This is a genomic window from Bacillus sp. FSL K6-1005 (assembly GCF_038000225.1).
Classification (GTDB): Bacteria; Bacillota; Bacilli; order Bacillales; family Bacillaceae; genus Bacillus; species Bacillus mojavensis.
This window is the reverse complement of the sequence record NZ_JBBOBP010000001.1, coordinates 3,657,025-3,672,234: the sequence shown is the minus strand read 5'-3', so window position 1 is coordinate 3,672,234 and position 15,210 is coordinate 3,657,025. Positions and strand designations below refer to the sequence as shown.

The 15,210-nt window shown below is 46.7% G+C and carries 18 protein-coding genes and 1 pseudogene; 3 read left to right on the top strand and 16 right to left on the bottom strand.

The features are described 5' to 3' along the window. Positions 1–99: 99 nt before the first annotated feature. The 14 genes and pseudogenes from NST16_RS19010 to NST16_RS18945 form a co-directional block, all read right to left on the bottom strand. Positions 100–930 carry a DUF1206 domain-containing protein gene (locus NST16_RS19010; RefSeq protein WP_010332498.1) on the bottom strand — a complete coding sequence of 277 codons (831 nt, stop codon included), beginning with the start codon at positions 928–930 and terminating at the stop codon, positions 100–102. A 68-nt stretch (positions 931–998) separates the two neighbouring features. Continuing rightward, complete coding sequence (gene eutH, locus NST16_RS19005; RefSeq protein ID WP_340888036.1) at positions 999–2,111, bottom strand: ethanolamine utilization protein EutH; 1,113 nt, start codon at positions 2,109–2,111, stop codon at positions 999–1,001. 72 nt (positions 2,112–2,183) lie between these two features. Next, complete coding sequence (locus NST16_RS19000) at positions 2,184–3,530, bottom strand: MmgE/PrpD family protein (RefSeq protein ID WP_340888035.1); 1,347 nt, start codon at positions 3,528–3,530, stop codon at positions 2,184–2,186. Further along, on the bottom strand, positions 3,527–4,669 hold the full coding sequence (locus tag NST16_RS18995; protein WP_340888034.1) for a M20 peptidase aminoacylase family protein: 1,143 nt from the start codon (positions 4,667–4,669) through the stop codon (positions 3,527–3,529). The genes NST16_RS19000 and NST16_RS18995 overlap by 4 nt, the downstream gene beginning before the upstream one ends. Positions 4,670–4,684: 15 nt before the next feature. Then, positions 4,685–5,434: an amino acid ABC transporter ATP-binding protein gene (locus tag NST16_RS18990; protein WP_326334119.1), complete on the bottom strand. Its 750-nt coding sequence runs from the start codon at positions 5,432–5,434 to the stop codon at positions 4,685–4,687. 12 nt (positions 5,435–5,446) lie between these two features. After that, positions 5,447–6,121, bottom strand: a complete 675-nt coding sequence (locus NST16_RS18985; protein ID WP_268504245.1) for an amino acid ABC transporter permease — start codon at positions 6,119–6,121, stop codon at positions 5,447–5,449. A gap of 22 nt (positions 6,122–6,143) precedes the next feature. Beyond that, entirely contained in the window at positions 6,144–6,938 is a 795-nt protein-coding gene (locus NST16_RS18980) for an amino acid ABC transporter substrate-binding protein (protein ID WP_268444901.1), read from the bottom strand. 23 nt (positions 6,939–6,961) lie between these two features. Beyond that, a complete protein-coding gene (locus tag NST16_RS18975; protein ID WP_168749196.1) occupies positions 6,962–7,459 on the bottom strand; it encodes a GNAT family N-acetyltransferase in 498 nt (165 codons plus the stop codon). A gap of 13 nt (positions 7,460–7,472) precedes the next feature. Next, positions 7,473–8,798, bottom strand: coding sequence for an LLM class flavin-dependent oxidoreductase (locus NST16_RS18970; RefSeq protein ID WP_286059245.1), 1,326 nt, complete (start codon positions 8,796–8,798; stop codon positions 7,473–7,475). A 188-nt stretch (positions 8,799–8,986) separates the two neighbouring features. Continuing rightward, positions 8,987–9,205: pseudogene (locus tag NST16_RS18965) on the bottom strand (hypothetical protein). Continuing rightward, on the bottom strand, positions 9,192–10,178 hold the full coding sequence (gene yxeI, locus NST16_RS18960) for a penicillin V amidase (protein WP_340888023.1): 987 nt from the start codon (positions 10,176–10,178) through the stop codon (positions 9,192–9,194). Before yxeI ends, NST16_RS18965 begins: the two are co-directional and overlap by 14 nt. A 151-nt stretch (positions 10,179–10,329) precedes the next feature. Then, complete coding sequence (yidA, locus tag NST16_RS18955) at positions 10,330–11,142, bottom strand: sugar-phosphatase (protein ID WP_010332508.1); 813 nt, start codon at positions 11,140–11,142, stop codon at positions 10,330–10,332. 39 nt (positions 11,143–11,181) lie between these two features. Beyond that, on the bottom strand, positions 11,182–11,742 hold the full coding sequence (locus NST16_RS18950; RefSeq protein ID WP_340888020.1) for a hypothetical protein: 561 nt from the start codon (positions 11,740–11,742) through the stop codon (positions 11,182–11,184). Further along, positions 11,732–12,154 carry a DUF3255 family protein gene (locus NST16_RS18945; protein ID WP_340888430.1) on the bottom strand — a complete coding sequence of 141 codons (423 nt, stop codon included), beginning with the start codon at positions 12,152–12,154 and terminating at the stop codon, positions 11,732–11,734. The genes NST16_RS18950 and NST16_RS18945 overlap by 11 nt, the downstream gene beginning before the upstream one ends. 104 nt (positions 12,155–12,258) lie before the next feature. On the opposite strand from NST16_RS18945, the gene cotNE reads away from it, so the two are divergent. Together cotNE and NST16_RS18935 are read left to right on the top strand one after the other, a co-directional pair. Next, on the top strand, positions 12,259–12,624 hold the full coding sequence (cotNE, locus tag NST16_RS18940; RefSeq protein WP_010332511.1) for an inner spore coat protein CotNE: 366 nt from the start codon (positions 12,259–12,261) through the stop codon (positions 12,622–12,624). A 247-nt stretch (positions 12,625–12,871) separates the two neighbouring features. Next, on the top strand, positions 12,872–13,225 hold the full coding sequence (locus NST16_RS18935; RefSeq protein ID WP_340888017.1) for a hypothetical protein: 354 nt from the start codon (positions 12,872–12,874) through the stop codon (positions 13,223–13,225). Between the two features lie 43 nt (positions 13,226–13,268). On the opposite strand, the gene NST16_RS18930 is transcribed toward NST16_RS18935, so the two are convergent. Then, positions 13,269–13,667, bottom strand: a complete 399-nt coding sequence (locus tag NST16_RS18930) for a hypothetical protein (protein WP_268444913.1) — start codon at positions 13,665–13,667, stop codon at positions 13,269–13,271. 174 nt (positions 13,668–13,841) lie between these two features. Between NST16_RS18930 and NST16_RS18925 the strand changes: the two genes are divergently transcribed. After that, entirely contained in the window at positions 13,842–14,807 is a 966-nt protein-coding gene (locus NST16_RS18925) for an iron-hydroxamate ABC transporter substrate-binding protein (RefSeq protein WP_340888014.1), read from the top strand. A 42-nt stretch (positions 14,808–14,849) separates the two neighbouring features. On the opposite strand, the gene NST16_RS18920 is transcribed toward NST16_RS18925, so the two are convergent. Continuing rightward, positions 14,850–15,197: a YxeA family protein gene (locus tag NST16_RS18920; protein ID WP_340888013.1), complete on the bottom strand. Its 348-nt coding sequence runs from the start codon at positions 15,195–15,197 to the stop codon at positions 14,850–14,852. Between the last annotated feature and the right edge of the window lie 13 nt (positions 15,198–15,210).

Sequence of the window (15,210 nt, the reverse complement as noted above, 5' to 3'; positions counted from 1 at the left end):
CTGCTTTCGATTTGCTTTTATTATACAGGCTGGCAACGGCTTTCATCCACCTGTTTTATGAGAAACTGAAAAACGCTCTGGCACAGATCTGCCCAGAGCTTATTTTTCCCACTTCATATATTGATAAATGCCTTTCATGATGGCGTATATTCCATATAACACAAGCCCGCACGCCAAGAAGATCAGAATCAGTCTGCCATGCGGCTGCTGCGCGAGTTCAGCGAGCGCCCCGTCAAAGCCTCTTGTGTCGTCCGGATCAGAAGTGAGAGCGGTTTTTATGAGAAAGAAGCCGATGGCTGAGAAAATAATAGCACGGGCGATGTTGCCTGCGCGTCCTGTGTTTTTTGCAATACATATCATTTCTTTGCTCATTTTTGACGTATCGAATTCTTTCATAAAAGAAGCACGGATACCTTTTATGAATTGAACCACTGCAAATAGGATAAAGCCCGCACCTGTGAGTCCCGTCAGCCACTGCCCAAACGGCTGCGCCAATATATAAGCAGACCACGTCTGTTCTGAAGTGCTGCCGCTCCCACGATCAAAGACAAACCGAAGGGCATTCCACGCAATTGATGCGTATACGGCGGCACTGAACAAATTTCCCGTTCTTCGTGACAGGCCCCTTCTTCCTGTGCCGTGGCCCTCTGTATCCTTAACCGCACTCAGCACCATCCATATGACATACCCGATGAGTCCGACTCCGATGAAGAAAAGCAAAATCGACCCAAACGGCATGCGTGATAAGGTTTGAAGTGCTCCGCTTGAATCCTTTGCCCCGCTGCCAGAACCGGCAGCCGTCATCAATGCCAGAATGCCGAGCAAGATAAAAACACCGCCGAATGTAAAATAACCAAGCCTTCCGAACCGCTTTATCCAAGGCTTGGATTCCTGTTTTATTTTTGAGATGCACTGGTCCTTCGCATCCATGTGCCCAACCCTCTTTCCGAATCGTTACTGTATCATTTCCCTAATAAGGAGAGTTGAAACAGCCTTCCTCAGTTTTGTTTAAGAGAGTCATGTCTTTGCTGCCCGGCCGAATAGGCGGGCGTGGCCCACGCAGCTGCCGCGACAGCTGTAATACCGCCAGCTAATTTCCCGATGATCATGGCTGCTGCCATTTCTTTTTTCATTCCCGCCACAAAGCCGAGGTGGCTGCCGAGCACAAAGGCGGCGCTGACCGCAAACGCGACATTGATAACCTTTCCTCTCGGCGTCATGTCTTTTAAGGTGGCGAGCATTGGGATATGGTGTGCCAAAGAAGCAACCATTCCTGCTGTTGCTGCCTGATCTAGGTGTAATACCCTGCCCAAAGTATAGAGCTGTTTGCCAAAAGCTTTTGTGATAAAAGCTGTCAGCGGAAAAGCGCCCGCTAATACAACCGCGATGGTGCCTACGGTTTGTATGCCTGTTTCCATCTTTTCGAGGCCTGGTATCAGTAAAATGCCTGTCATCGTTTCAATCGAGACAGCTACAAGCCCAATGATCGCAACTATACTGACAACCTTCCCAAAAACGTGAAATACGCGGATTGTCTTGTCGGTGTAGCGCCATAATCCAAAAGCGATAACCGCAGAAAAAAGAATGGGAATCAGAATGTTTTTCAGGATCAATCCCATCTCAAAACCCGCAGCTACTCCACCTACGAAGCATCCGATCGGTACAGTGCACAGTCCAATTAAAATACCTTTTGCAAAATAGGGGTGATCCTGTTTTTCAATCATGCCAAGAGCGACAGGAATGGTGAACACGATTGTCGGCCCCATCATCGTCCCCAGAAATACCCATGAAAACACGCCCGCGTCCGGATCTTTCGCCATTTCTGCTGCCAGCGCATAGCCTCCCATATCAATGGCCAGAATGGTGTTGGCAAAGGAGGATGGATCTGCGCCAATGGCGGCATAGACCGGGGACACGACGGGAATCAGTATTCCCGCAAGCACTGGCGCCAGCGACACAATCCCGACCATTGACAGCGCAAGCGGCCCCATGGCCTTAAAGCCTTCCGCAAACCGCTCGCCAAGCCCCCACCTGTTTCCCAAGCAATAATCGGCTGCTCCCAATAATAAAAAGATGGCCAGAATACATACAACCGCATCATTTACCGTCATGGCCTTTCTCCTTTTTCAAACGTAAGATTTGGCTTTATCATATCATCTGGAGGAGGGGATGGGAGGCGGATTCTAATCTAAATGCGATAAAAATTCTTTCATGTCAGCGCGCTCAATGGCTCCTATGATTTGCGCTGCTTTTTGCACATCACTTGACAGCGCTGATTTCAATTTTTCTTTTACGTCTTCTTTAGACAGACCGTTTCCGGGAGCTCCCTTTGGGCAGTCCACACGCGCTTCACATATGCGGCCATCTGATAAAAATGCCCGAACAATGGTGAAACGGCCTTTTGGAACCGCTTGAGAGGCTGGCTGAATGCGATTGTCATACACACGCTGAATATGACGCATTGCGGCGTGCATGTGATTTGGTATCGGGTCGCTGTTGAAATGTTCAGCAATCAGCTTCTGTCCGTGCAGGGCAAGGGCAATGACATATTCAACGCTAAAGCGGCCTTCCTCTCCTGTTTTTGGTGATCTTGCCGTTAACGCAGCATCTCCGCCAGGCGGAAAGACGACTTCAATCCGTTCTGTATTGTCAGCAGAAATAGCTTCCTGAGAGATAAGCTGGCGAATGGCATCTGCCGCGTGGTGTGCCGCGGAGCAGAATGGATAGATTTTAAACCATAGCCCTGGCTTCACGATTCTCCATGGTTCGCCCCAATGGCTTAACAGCGTGGTTTGCGCCTTGTCTACATCACCGTATAGGCCGAAGAAACCTTTTTCTCCATCCAATGCCGTACGAGTGCCTCCAACATCAGATTGGGCCAGCTTAACAGCAAGCAAGCCTGATTGAGCTGCCAGCCCTGCGTGCAGCGGTTTCATTTCTGTACCGAATTGCACCCTCATTCCGGCAGACTGCGTTGCGGCAAAACCGATTGCTTTTTCCAGTTCTTCTTGAGTGAGTTCCTCCGCGTACCCGACAGCACAGGCGGCAGCTATGGCTCCGAGCGTTCCCGTATTGTGCCAGCCTTTTTCATAGTGCAGGCTGCCAATCGACTCTCCAAGCCTTGCCATCACTTCTACACCGACAATATAAGCGCCAAGAAGCCGCTCGTCACTTTCGCGAGCGGCAGCTGAAGCAATGAGTGCCGGCAAAATCACTGCACTTGGATGTCCCCTTACATCGGAATGGACATCATCGAAATCAAGAGCATGGGCGATAAATCCATTGAGCAGCGCAGATTGTAATGGCGCTGCCTTTTTCCCTTGCCCGATAACAGGGACAAGGGGCGTGCCGCCTTCCTCTTCGATCAGATGCAAAAGCTTTTGAATGCCTTTTTCTTCTCTTCCTGCGAATGATACGGCTGTAAAATCAAGCAATCCCTTTTTGGCTTCATGCATCGCGTCAATGGCGTTCTCAGGTTGTGATAATCTTACAGCCTCAGCAAGACCTGCTGTCAGTTCTGTTCGGATCATTTGATTGACTCCAGTACAAGTACAGCCAGCTCAGCAAAGTAGCTGGCTGCAACTTGCAGTGCGTCTTCATCCAATGTAAACGCCGGATGATGCCACTCTTCTGTGCCGTTTGTTCCCATCCAGACAAAGAGACCAGGGATTTTTTCTTGATAAAGAGCGAAGTCTTCTCCGCCCGGGGATTGCTCCGCATGAACCGTATGATAGCCAAGCCGTGCCGCAGCTTTGGATGCCGCGTTTAAAAATGTGCCGTCATTCTGAACGGACGGCAAATAAGGAAACCACCGGAATTCGGCCTGTGCCCCGTAGCCCGCGGCGATTCCTTCAGCCACTCGCTTCATATGCTCGGGAACGGCCTTTCTCGCTTCTTTTTGGAAGGTGCGAACGGTACCCTCCATTTCAGCCTGGTCCGGAATCACGTTCCATGAACTGCCTGCCTGTAATCTTGTGATGCTGACAACCGCGTTTTGCAATGAGCTGATATTGCGGCTGATCACAGATTGCAGGCCGCTGATAATTTGTCCTGCTGCAGCGATTGGATCAATACTGTTATTTGGGATGCCGGCATGTCCGCCTTTCCCTTTCACAACAATCTCAAACCGGTCAACGCTTGCCATGAGCGGACCTTCCTTTATCCCAATGGTGCCGACAGGCAAATCAGGCTTATTGTGCATGCCAAAAATGGCGGAAACGTCATCAAGTACGCCAGCTTCTATGACCTTTCTTGCTCCTGCGGCGATTTCTTCCGCAGGCTGAAAGATAAAGCGGACCGTGCCTTTCAGCTTGTCTCTTCTTTTATTCAGCAAAATCGCCGTGCCGATGATGGAAGCGGTATGAAAGTCATGCCCGCACGCATGCATCGTGCCGTCTATTTTAGAGGCAAACGGCAGATTCGTTTGTTCTTGAATCGGGAGCGCATCAATATCCGCTCGTATCGCAATAACGGGGCCGTCTTCCCGCCCTTTGATTTCGGCAATCACGCCAGTCTCTAATTGAGGAACGTCAACAATATCTATATGTTCTTCTTCAAGCCAGCGGCGGATTTTTTTTGTCGTTTCAAACTCTTGAAATGACAGTTCAGGGTGTGCATGAAGGTCACGCCGCATATTGATTAAACGTGTATGAAACGTTTCTTCGGCCATTCTTCTTCTTCCCTTCTATATAAGCTCTGCAGGCTCTCCCACCTGCTTGATAAATCGTTTTGTCCGTTCATTTTTCGGATGGTCAAACAGTTCTTCAGGCGTTCCCTGCTCGATAATATGGCCGTCCGCCATAAAAATCACTTTATCTGCAACCTCTCTTGCAAATGCCATTTCGTGCGTGACGATGATCATTGTTGTTTGTTTTTCAGCAATCGATTTGATGACTTGAAGCACACCCGCCACAAGCTCCGGGTCAAGCGCCGAAGTCGGTTCATCCAGCAAAATCGCATGCGGGTTGACCGCTAGTGCCCGCGCGATGCCGATTCGCTGCTGCTGGCCGCCGGACATTGTGATCGGGTAGCTGTCCGCTTTATGCTCTAAACCGACCTGCTTCAGAATCTCCATCCCAATGCGGTTCGCTTCATCGCGTGATTTTTTTTGAGCCGTGAGTAAAGCCTCCGTAATGTTTTGCAGGGCGGTTTTATTTTTGAACAGATTGTAATTTTGGAAGACCATGGCCGTTTGCTGACGGAGCTGGTATGCTTCCTTGCGTGTAAACTTTTCCGCGTTCAGCTTGGCTTCTCCAATTTCAATGATGCCTTGATTGGGGCGCTCCAATAGATTCAAGCACCGAAGAAGCGTTGACTTTCCGGAACCGGACGGACCGATGATTGCCACCACTTCTCCACGTTTGACTTCAAGGTCGATTCCGTCCAGCACAACCAGATCTTTAAACGCTTTGCGAATATTTTTTACTTTTATCAACTGATTTCACCTCTAAGTCCGGTATGGCTTGCTCATAGTGCGTTCAAACAAGTCCTGCAGGATGCTGTAAATGATTGTAAGAACCCAATAGACAATCGCAACCGCCAAATAGGTTTCAAAATACTTCAGATTTCCCGATGCATACATCTTACCTTGCGCAAACATCTCCATGACACCCAAAGTAAATGCCAATGAGGTTTCTTTTAGGAGGCCGATAAATGTATTACCCGTTGCCGGTATCGCATTTCTGACTGCCTGCGGAAGGATAATTCGTCTGTAGGCCTGCAGCTTCGTCATACCGACAGACAGGCACGCCTCCAGCTGACCTTCATCAACAGAGTTAAGGGCAGCACGGAAGATTTCTGCCAAATAGGCCGCGTTTTTTAAACTTAAACCGATAATGGCAGCTGTGAGAGCTGTCATCTTGCTCATCTCCGGAAACAGCTGCGGCAGCCCGTAATAAATTAAGAACAGCTGCACAAGTGTCGGCACGCCCCGGAAGAATGAGATATACAGCTTTGACAGCTGATGAAGCACTGGAATTTTATTCTTTGTAATGAGTGCGAGAATAAGTCCGCCGATAATCGCAAAAACCATGGCTGCTACAGCCATAAACAATGTAATCGGAAGGGCCTGAATTAAAGTCGGGAATGCTGAGATCATGAATTCCCAATCAATCGTATTCATTCTGGTGGTTCACCGCCGTTTCTTAATGCTTCTGTTCTACTGTAATATCTTCGTTAAAATATTTTTCTGAAAGCTTTTTAAGCGTTCCGTCTTTGCGCAGGTCATCGAGTGCTTTATTAACTTTTTTACGGGTCTTGTCGTGCGCGTCATCCTTGGCAAATGGGAATGCGACTTGTTCGTACACAATCGGATCTCCGGCAAGCTTCAATGGCAAGCCTGTTTTCTTAATTTGCGCGATCAGCACACTTCGGCTGTTTACGTAAGCGTCCACACGTCCGTATGCGACATCCTTCAGCGTGCCTTCCTGTGTCTCGTATGTTTTGATATTTATTTTTTTGTCAGGATCTTTGCTTTCAAGATTTTTCGCGTGATTTGAACCTAATACAGCAGCTACTGTCTTTCCTTTTAAATCGTCTGCTGATTTGATGTCATTGTTGTCTTTTTTGACGACAATCTGTGTTCCTGCATAAGAGTACGGTTCTGTGAAGTTGTACATGTCCTTTCGTTCATCTGTCACCGCTACCTGATTGGAAATGGTGTCAAGCTTGCCTGTTTGAAGCTCTCCCATCAGACCGCTGAATTCGAGCAGCTTCCAGTCCAGTTTCATGCCGATTTTCTTTGCAACAGCTTCCATTACTTCTACATCAAAACCTGTCAGCTTTCCGTCTTCTTTATAAGCGAACGGGTAGCTCTGACCGGTCGCACCCACATGAAGTACGTTGTCATCCTCTTTACTGCTGCTGTTCCCATTGCCGCAAGCTGATAGCACGGCTAATAACGCAGCAACTACCAGCACAGTCCATTTTCTCATTTTCATTTGATTTTCCCGCCTTTTATCTTTTATAGGTCATGTCGCAGTTGTTTTTTCATATAGACTGTCATATGTCCTTTGCCCAGATCCTGCTGGCCTGCTCGGACATATCCTTTTCTTTCGTACATCTCAATCAGCCACGGGTGCTTATCCGCTGTTCCAAGCGATACAAACGGAACCTTTAACGTATCACGCAGGATGGTCTGCTCCAGCCATTGAAGCAGTTTTGTCCCGACTCCCTTTTGTCCGGTTTCAGGATCAACAGCGAACCACCAGATATGAGGAACGCCATACGGTCCAGGCTGCTGTCCCCAAGGCATTCGTAAGGAGATGGTCGCAATGATCCGCCCGTCTTCTTCCATGACGTAACAGGCGTTTTTTCGGATATTGTTTAAGACCAGATCCAGATCGGCTTGGGCCGCGGCAAAACGAATGCCGAGCTTTCGAATCGGTTCATAGGCGCGCCTTGTCAGCTCGAGAAGCTGTTCGGCATCACGTTCAGTTGCCAGGCGATATTGCGTCTTCATCGAGCGTTCCTCCTTACCTCGCATAACGGTTTACCGGTTTTTCTAAACCGAAATGCTCTCTCAATGTTGTGCCTTCATATTCTTTTCTGAACACACCACGCTCCTGTAGAATCGGAACCACTTTGTCAACGAACAGTTCAATTCCTTCCGGAAGAAGCGGGGGCATGATATTAAATCCGTCACAAGCTTTATGGTCCACCCATTCCTGCATCTTGTCGGCAAGCTGTTCCGGCGTTCCGACAAAAATGTGATGGCCTCTGGAGCCTGCAACGTATTTGTAAAGCTCACGTATCGTCATATTGTCCCGTTCAGCCATCTCTTGAACAAGCTTAAATCGGCTCTTCACCGCGTTGGATGCATCCGCGTCAAGCTTTGGCAGCGGCCCGTCAAGCGGATAAGCAGACAAATCAATTCCGCCTAAATAATTCTGAAGGATTTGCAGACCGACAGATGGAATGATTAAATCCTGAAGCTCTTGATATTTAGCCCGCGCCTCTTCCTCAGTATCCGCGATGACCGGAAAAATGCCCGGCATGATCGCGATTTTTTCAGGATCGCGGCCAAACTCGGCTGCCTGCTTTTTAATTGATTCATAAAATTCCTGTGCCGATTCCAAATGGTTTTGTGCCGTGAAAATCACTTCAGCTGTTTTGGCAGCCAGCGCTTTCCCGTCCCCTGATGAACCCGCCTGAATCATGACAGGCTGGCCCTGCGGCGACCTTGAAACGTTCAGAGGCCCGCGGACTGAGAAATACTCTCCTTTGTGGTTGAGCTCGTGCATTTTTTCTTTATGAAAGAATTCACCTGTTTCTTTATTGCGGATAAAGGCGTCCTCTTCCCATGAATCCCAGAGTCCCTTTACGACCTCGACAAATTCCTCTGCCCGCTGATAGCGCAAGTGGTGTTCGAGATGCTTTTCCCCGCTGAAATTCAGTGCCGTTGACTCAATGGATGAGGTCACGACATTCCATCCGGCACGGCCGTTGGACAGGTGATCCAGTGACGCGAATTGTCTGGCAATGTGAAACGGCTCGCTATAAGTAGTGGAGGCTGTAGCAGTCAGGCCAATGCTTGATGTCACCTGCGCCAAAGCGGAGAGCAAAGTAAATGGCTCAAACCTTGTTAACACATTTGGATGCGATTTGCTGTCAATTGACAGGCTGTCTGCTAAAAACAGCATATCCAGCTTGCCCCGCTCTGCTGTTCTCGCCAGCTCTTTAAAATAATCCAAGTTCATGCTCGCATCCGCAGGCGCGTCCGGATGCCGCCAAGACGCAACATGATGGCCGGTTCCCGCAAGAAAAACTCCTAATTTGATTTGCTTCTTTTTGCTTGTCATGACGTTACTACTCCTTTTATCATGTTTTAGGCTGAAAAGTCCGAAAAATAAACTCCTATATTCCTAGTTGTTTAATGTGAATAAATCAAAATGTACATTTGTATGGCGAGTTTGTCAATGAGTTGAGATCAATTTTTTCTATACAAGCCGAAGAGTTCCTTGCGTGAACATGATGGAATAACATTGGTTCATTCAACTAGTGCAACCTCCATAACGGCAAAGAAACTGAGTCTGATGAAGCAGCGACTCAGTTTCTATCCAAACATTTTTATAGAAATGCAGTTTTTAACATTTCCTTTGCCTTTTCTTCTCTTTTGCAAACCGCCTATCGTAACTATCTAATAAAAAAACAGCTGACTCCGGGTTCAAACCGGAATCAGCTGATTGAGTCAATTAATTAAGCTCATGAATACTCTCTTCTGCTCTAGCGGAAAACACTTTAGGCTCTAAGCAGTCAAGGTCTTCATGAAATAAATTTACTTTTTGGATTTGCCGATTGTCATAGTGGTGGAAATAATAGTTTCCAGTGTCGTTGCACATCACGGAAGTATATTGCGTATAATCGATTTCATCTTCTTCCGTTATCACTGCGCCCTTGGGTATCGTCATATTGGCCAAAATTTGAAAAGCGGCTGTTACCCCTTTCGTTTCATCGGCCGCCGGCTCTAGATGTTCTTTCAAATACACAGCTCTGACAAACCGGGAAGGCGGTGTATAATCCCCCGGAAGGCCCACAGTCCCAGAGCCTTGGCCAAAAGCGGACAGCGGTAATCCGCCCATCTCCTTGCTCTCTAATTGCTTCGGTCTGATTCCAATATATTGCCGCAAATTGGTCACATGCCATAAAAAGTCGGGGCTGTTCGTCATGACACCAGGTTGATTGTCATAGACTTTGAGGCCGTCTGCTCTCGGTTCTATCGTCAGGCTGCGTCCCGTCCGGTCTGACAATATCCAGTGAAGCGGTAAAACTGTATCCAATAGATCTAATTTTTTCTCTACAATCGTTAAAGATCGAATCTTTTCTTTCACGTCTTCCAAAGACTTACAGACTGACAGCGCCCATGTCACAAACTCATGCGGGGCAATGTTAACGGTGTCTTCCAGTATCGTTTTTTCGTACTCCGCATAGCCCGGAAAATAAAGTGCAGCACACGATAAACCGTTTTCATTAACGCCGTCTGCAAATAAAATATTCCCAAGTTTTCTCCCCATACCGATAAAAGCGTACTGTGTCTGATGGGCCTTTCCGTCAGCTTCACTACTCCAACTGTAACGGCGCGGATAGAGAATCACCTCTGTCCCCAGCTGAAATGCAAAATCCATTGTTCTTGCTAATACATGTTTCCGGTCAGCAGTTTCCAATGTAAGACTTGTGCACATTTGATCAGTCCCCTTTTCAATTCAGATTAATATCATACATATTGTGAATGAATTGGTTTTATCAGCATAACGAAAGTCAGATCGATTCGTCAAAGAATTGACATTACATCTAATAAAACGAAAAAATCCAGCCTTTAGAAGGCTGGACTTTTTATTTAGCCAAAACAAGCTCGTGAATCGCATGTGCAACGCCATGTTCATTATTAGAGCGCGTTTGAAAGTTTGCGGCCTCAAGCACTTCCGGAATGGCGTTTGCCATGGCAACACCGCAGCCGGCCCATTCGATCATTGTCAGATCGTTGCCGTTGTCGCCTATGCTCATGACTTCAGCCTGCTCGATTCCGAGCAGATTCGCCAGCTGACGCACAGCATTTCCTTTGCTTGCTTCCGGATGCAGAATTTCGTAAAAGAAAGGCGCGCTTCTGACCATCGTATACTTTTCTCTCACGTCTTTTGGTATCGATGTAATGACGTGGCTTAAGTGCTCTGGTTTATCAATAAACATCACTTTCGGAATGAGAATGTCTTTAGGCATCTCCTCAATTTTGCGGTAATGAAGCGGCACCTGTGTCACGTACGACTCATATACGGTAAATTCGCTGATATCACGGTTAGGCGTATACAGGTTGGCTGAGTCGAAGAAGTGCATCGGTGTCTCCAGCTCTAAGCTCAGGTCATATAATGATGCCAAATCATCATATCCTAGAGACAATTCCGTCACCACTTCTTTTGTATGCGTATTTTGGACAAGCGCCCCGTTATAGGCAATCACATAGTCGCCTTCCTCAATTAAATTGAGTTCATCTAAGTATCTCCGAACACCCCCGATAGGCCGGCCGGTGCAAAGGACAATTTTTACCCCTTCCGCTTTTGCGGCATGCAGCGCGTCACGGACCTCCGCCGTCACTTCATGATGATCATTTAAAAGTGTTCCGTCCATATCGATTGCTATTAATTTGTACATTCTGCATCTCCTTCGTGTCGTTTTCAGGCTATAGTCCCATCATATCGTTTTTCCTTTTTGATATTCAACCGCAAGAGATGATTTTCTCCTGTTTCTGTTTAGACGTCTGCCTTGTCTCCGAATCCGCGTGCGCGGCTTGCGCTTTGGTTCTGGACCCTTTTCGCCGGTCTCTGCTTGTTTCTGTTTCATCAGCAGGAAGCCGGCAGCTAAAAATGGAATACCCGTGATATTGAAGATGGCAAGCTTCACACCCGCCGCCGTCAAAAAATATGCCCAAGAAGATGAAGGGTTCCGTCTGATCATCACATAAGCAGCTATTTCGAGAATAATCATGATCGCATGCAGCACTAAACAATACATAAGCAATGCAATCACAAAAAACAGAACATAATTCACCAGTGCGCCCGAGTACATCATAGAACGCAGCATTTGCATAAATGATAACGACTGCATCGACCCGTTAATGACATTCGGATTGTAGATCGTATAGCCACTAAATAAATGCTTGATTTTGAGAAAAGCCCATAATACGAATATCCACTGAATGATATGTAAAATAAGGCCTGTCACCACTAGACTTTCCGCTTTTTTATTTCTCATGTTTCTCCTCCTTGCCGGCCTTTGACTCGATTCTTGTCATCGTTTTGGCCTGACCATTTTGTTCCCATATCAACGTTCCGTCTCTTCCTCTTTTCAGTTTGCTTTTGAGCGGATAATAGGAGCCAAGGTACTGGATCTCAATGGAGCCGTCAGTGCTTTGAGACATCACCTTGTATTCCATAAAGGGCAGCTGCACCTCTCCTCTCCCTTCAATCACCTCCGTCTCCAGCACCTTGTCTTTGGTAAATGTGACCGTTGCTGATTTCACGCCGTCTGCGGGACCGGGGGTAATGCCCTCATCCCACGTTCCGTAATAAAATGGCGTCTCTTCTTTTGGCTGCTGGCAGCCCGTAAGCATGAGCCATACAGCAGACAAGAACAAAATGATAGGTCCTTTTCTGCACAATGTCATCACCTTCCTTTCTGCCCCTTTTTAGGCGAATGCCGTGGCACTGTGCCAATGACTACATAGATTATAAGGAATTCACCCACATTCTTTTTAAGGAGATTGATTACATGAACCCTTATCAATATTACAGCCCGCAGCTCCCTCAGCAGGAACCTTACTATAGCCAATATGAATACAATCCATATCCGCAGCAGGATGTATACCAGCCATACCAGACGGACAGACAGCCGGCATTGGAAAGAAGAATTGCTGCGCTTGAACGGCAAAACGAACAGCAGACAAGAGAATTAACCCGTCTGTCGAATGAGGATCGCCGTCAAAACCGGGAAATTGCAAGGATGGCCGATCAGGTCAATCAGCTAAGCCAGGCTGTTGAACGCCATACACGCCGCTTAAACCGGCTCAATCAGCGTCTTCGTACGGTAGAAAACAGATTAAATATCCCATTTACTGCGGGCGAAGGCGGTTTCTGAAGCAAGAAAAGAAAAAAGCGGAATACGATTCTCCAGATGTCGGAGTTTCGTTTTCCGCTATTCTTATGTGCAGGGCGGGACATTTACATAAAAAGGGTTTTTACAAGTATACAATTTTTGCCGATGTCATTCAAAGGACGAGGGGTGCAAGGAAAATAATTGTAGTTCTCCTTTTGCCGAATTTCTTCTGGTTCGGGTTGCATGATAAGACCGACAAATGTCAATTGAACACATGGAGGGATTATACATGCACAATACGCAACACAGTTTGCAGCAGCTGAACCAATGCCGCCAGACAGCGCAGCAGCTTATTCAGCAAACACAGCAAAGCAGCAACCAATATCGTCAAATGCTTCATCAAGAGCAGCAAAACATTCAAATGCTGCAGCAGATCCTCAATCACGAACAACAAGCTGCACATACCATTCAGCAAGCGCTGCAAGGGCATGACGCAGCCATTCAAAAATGCCAGCAGGTTGTCAACATGTGCAACCAGATGCAGCAGGAACTCAATGGACAATCAAGTATGATGAATACAAATGTATCTACACTTCCATTCAGTCAACAAACGCCATTCCAGCAGCATTCCTATCAGCAGTAGCATATAAAAAGCTCAACACAATGTTTAGTGTTGAGCTTTTTTCTTACCGGTCTTTGCGAATATGTATATCTTGGATAGACTGTTTCGGCGCATGAAATCTGCTCTCGGCTTCACTTCTTGCCTCGGCAAAGGCCCGTGCCTCCACATTGTCTTTGTAGACATCCAGCTGAATCAAATACAGCGGACGCACTTTAAAACCGTGAATAATGGTCACAGCCCACAACGGGAGCACAATAAGTAGTCCGGGCGGGTCAGGCAGCACGAAAGCAAATGCAAATACCAAAAAATAAATAATTCCGTACATGATCCACTTTTTATTTCTGACCTTGATGCCAATAAATAAAAAGGCAAAAAAACTGGTAATGGCAAAAGGCATGAGAATAAACAGCATCCACCAGCTATGAAGCCATTCCCACGCAGCACCTCTTTTTGTGATTTCCATATTCTCCTCCTCCTATTTACCTATAATAATCGATAATGAATACCGCGTCACTTGTATAACAAAAACTTTCTCCCTTTAAAATTGTGATAGACGGAGAACAGGTTTCTTGCTATATTATTAGTTGATAATGATAATCATTACTAATTAATGAACATACATATTGGGGGGTTCTTGATGAAAAAGAACATATTGCTCGCAGGCATGCTGGTGCTGCTTCTCGTGTTTGTCAGTGCTTGCAGCGGCACGGCTTCGAAAGGAAGCTCAGGTCATTCAGCTTCAGATAAGACAGAAATGAGAACATACAAATCAACAAAAGGGAACGTCAACATTCCTGCACATCCGAAACGCATCGTTACTGATTTTTATGCTGGGGAATTGCTGTCTGTCGGTGCGAATGTGGTCGGCTCGGGCTCATGGTCATTTGATAATCCATTTTTAAAATCAAAGCTGAAAGATGTAAAGGATGTTGGTGATCCGATCAGCGTTGAGAAAGTCATGGAACTTCAGCCTGACTTAATTGTTGTCATGAATGAAGAGAACGTCGATAAATTAAAGAAAATCGCTCCAACCGTTGTCGTTCCTTATAACACCGCGAAAAACATCGAGGATACCGTTGCAATGTTCGGAGATATTGCGGGCGCCAAGGATAAAGCAAAAGCATTTATGGCTGACTTTAACAAAAAAGCGGAAGCAGCCAAAAAGAAAATTGCCGGCGTCATCGACCAAGATGCGACCTTCGGCATTTATGAAAACACAGACAAAGGCGAATTCTGGGTCTTCAATGACAATGGCGGTCGCGGCGGCCAAGCTGTATACAACGCGCTTGGGTTAAAAGCGCCTGAAAAAATTGAACAAGATGTCATCAAAAAAGGAGAGATGAAACAGCTCTCTCAAGAGGTCATTCCCGAGTATGCCGCAGATTATATGTTCATTACGGACTACAATCCGAAAGGCGAAAGCAAAACGCTCGACAAGCTGAAGGACTCCTCTATCTGGAAAAACCTAGACGCTGTCAAACATAATCGCGTGTTTATCAATGACTTTGACACGTTCTACCCGTACGATCCGATTTCTGTCAGCAAACAGGTGGATATCATCACCGACATGCTGATCAAACGGGCCGAAGAAAATAAAAAATAAAGAAAATGGCACAGTTATGACACTGTGCCGTTTTTTTATGATTCACTTTAATGCTGACTGTACGGAGTGCGGCATATCTTCAAACCTGACTTCTTCCCAAGTCTCGACATACTTTCCTTTTGCCTTCACCTTCAAATACGCGTTCTTTCGAAGGTCTTTACCGGCGAAAAAGGTCACTTCTTCTTTTTTTCCGGATGCATTGTATCCGTCTAATGTATACTCAGTACCGCCCGGGCTAAGATGTCTGCCATCTCGATCAATCTGGACATAGACATTTTGCTGGTGAATAAACGGATTAAACCTGTCTGTAACATCGTTATGAAAAAAGAGAAGCCCGCATATTGCGGCAGCGGCCGCTAGTACGGCCAGGATTGCCAATGCTTTTTTCATCTTTGCACGCCCC

Excerpts from the sequence above, each read along its gene's own strand:
- yidA (WP_010332508.1), bottom strand. The coding sequence starts at position 11,142 with ATGTACAAATTAATAGCAATCGATATGGACGGAACACTTTTAAATGAT.
- yxeI (WP_340888023.1), bottom strand. The coding sequence starts at position 10,178 with ATGTGCACAAGTCTTACATTGGAAACTGCTGACCGGAAACATGTATTA.
- NST16_RS18980 (WP_268444901.1), bottom strand. The coding sequence starts at position 6,938 with ATGAAAATGAGAAAATGGACTGTGCTGGTAGTTGCTGCGTTATTAGCC.
- NST16_RS18950 (WP_340888020.1), bottom strand. The coding sequence starts at position 11,742 with ATGAGAAATAAAAAAGCGGAAAGTCTAGTGGTGACAGGCCTTATTTTA.
- NST16_RS18935 (WP_340888017.1), top strand. The coding sequence starts at position 12,872 with ATGCACAATACGCAACACAGTTTGCAGCAGCTGAACCAATGCCGCCAG.
- NST16_RS18920 (WP_340888013.1), bottom strand. The coding sequence starts at position 15,197 with ATGAAAAAAGCATTGGCAATCCTGGCCGTACTAGCGGCCGCTGCCGCA.
- NST16_RS19000 (WP_340888035.1), bottom strand. The coding sequence starts at position 3,530 with ATGATCCGAACAGAACTGACAGCAGGTCTTGCTGAGGCTGTAAGATTA.
- NST16_RS18975 (WP_168749196.1), bottom strand. The coding sequence starts at position 7,459 with ATGAAGACGCAATATCGCCTGGCAACTGAACGTGATGCCGAACAGCTT.
- NST16_RS18945 (WP_340888430.1), bottom strand. The coding sequence starts at position 12,154 with ATGACATTGTGCAGAAAAGGACCTATCATTTTGTTCTTGTCTGCTGTA.
- NST16_RS18995 (WP_340888034.1), bottom strand. The coding sequence starts at position 4,669 with ATGGCCGAAGAAACGTTTCATACACGTTTAATCAATATGCGGCGTGAC.
- NST16_RS18970 (WP_286059245.1), bottom strand. The coding sequence starts at position 8,798 with ATGACAAGCAAAAAGAAGCAAATCAAATTAGGAGTTTTTCTTGCGGGA.
- NST16_RS19010 (WP_010332498.1), bottom strand. The coding sequence starts at position 930 with ATGGATGCGAAGGACCAGTGCATCTCAAAAATAAAACAGGAATCCAAG.
- cotNE (WP_010332511.1), top strand. The coding sequence starts at position 12,259 with ATGAACCCTTATCAATATTACAGCCCGCAGCTCCCTCAGCAGGAACCT.
- eutH (WP_340888036.1), bottom strand. The coding sequence starts at position 2,111 with ATGACGGTAAATGATGCGGTTGTATGTATTCTGGCCATCTTTTTATTA.
- NST16_RS18985 (WP_268504245.1), bottom strand. The coding sequence starts at position 6,121 with ATGAATACGATTGATTGGGAATTCATGATCTCAGCATTCCCGACTTTA.
- NST16_RS18925 (WP_340888014.1), top strand. The coding sequence starts at position 13,842 with ATGAAAAAGAACATATTGCTCGCAGGCATGCTGGTGCTGCTTCTCGTG.
- NST16_RS18930 (WP_268444913.1), bottom strand. The coding sequence starts at position 13,667 with ATGGAAATCACAAAAAGAGGTGCTGCGTGGGAATGGCTTCATAGCTGG.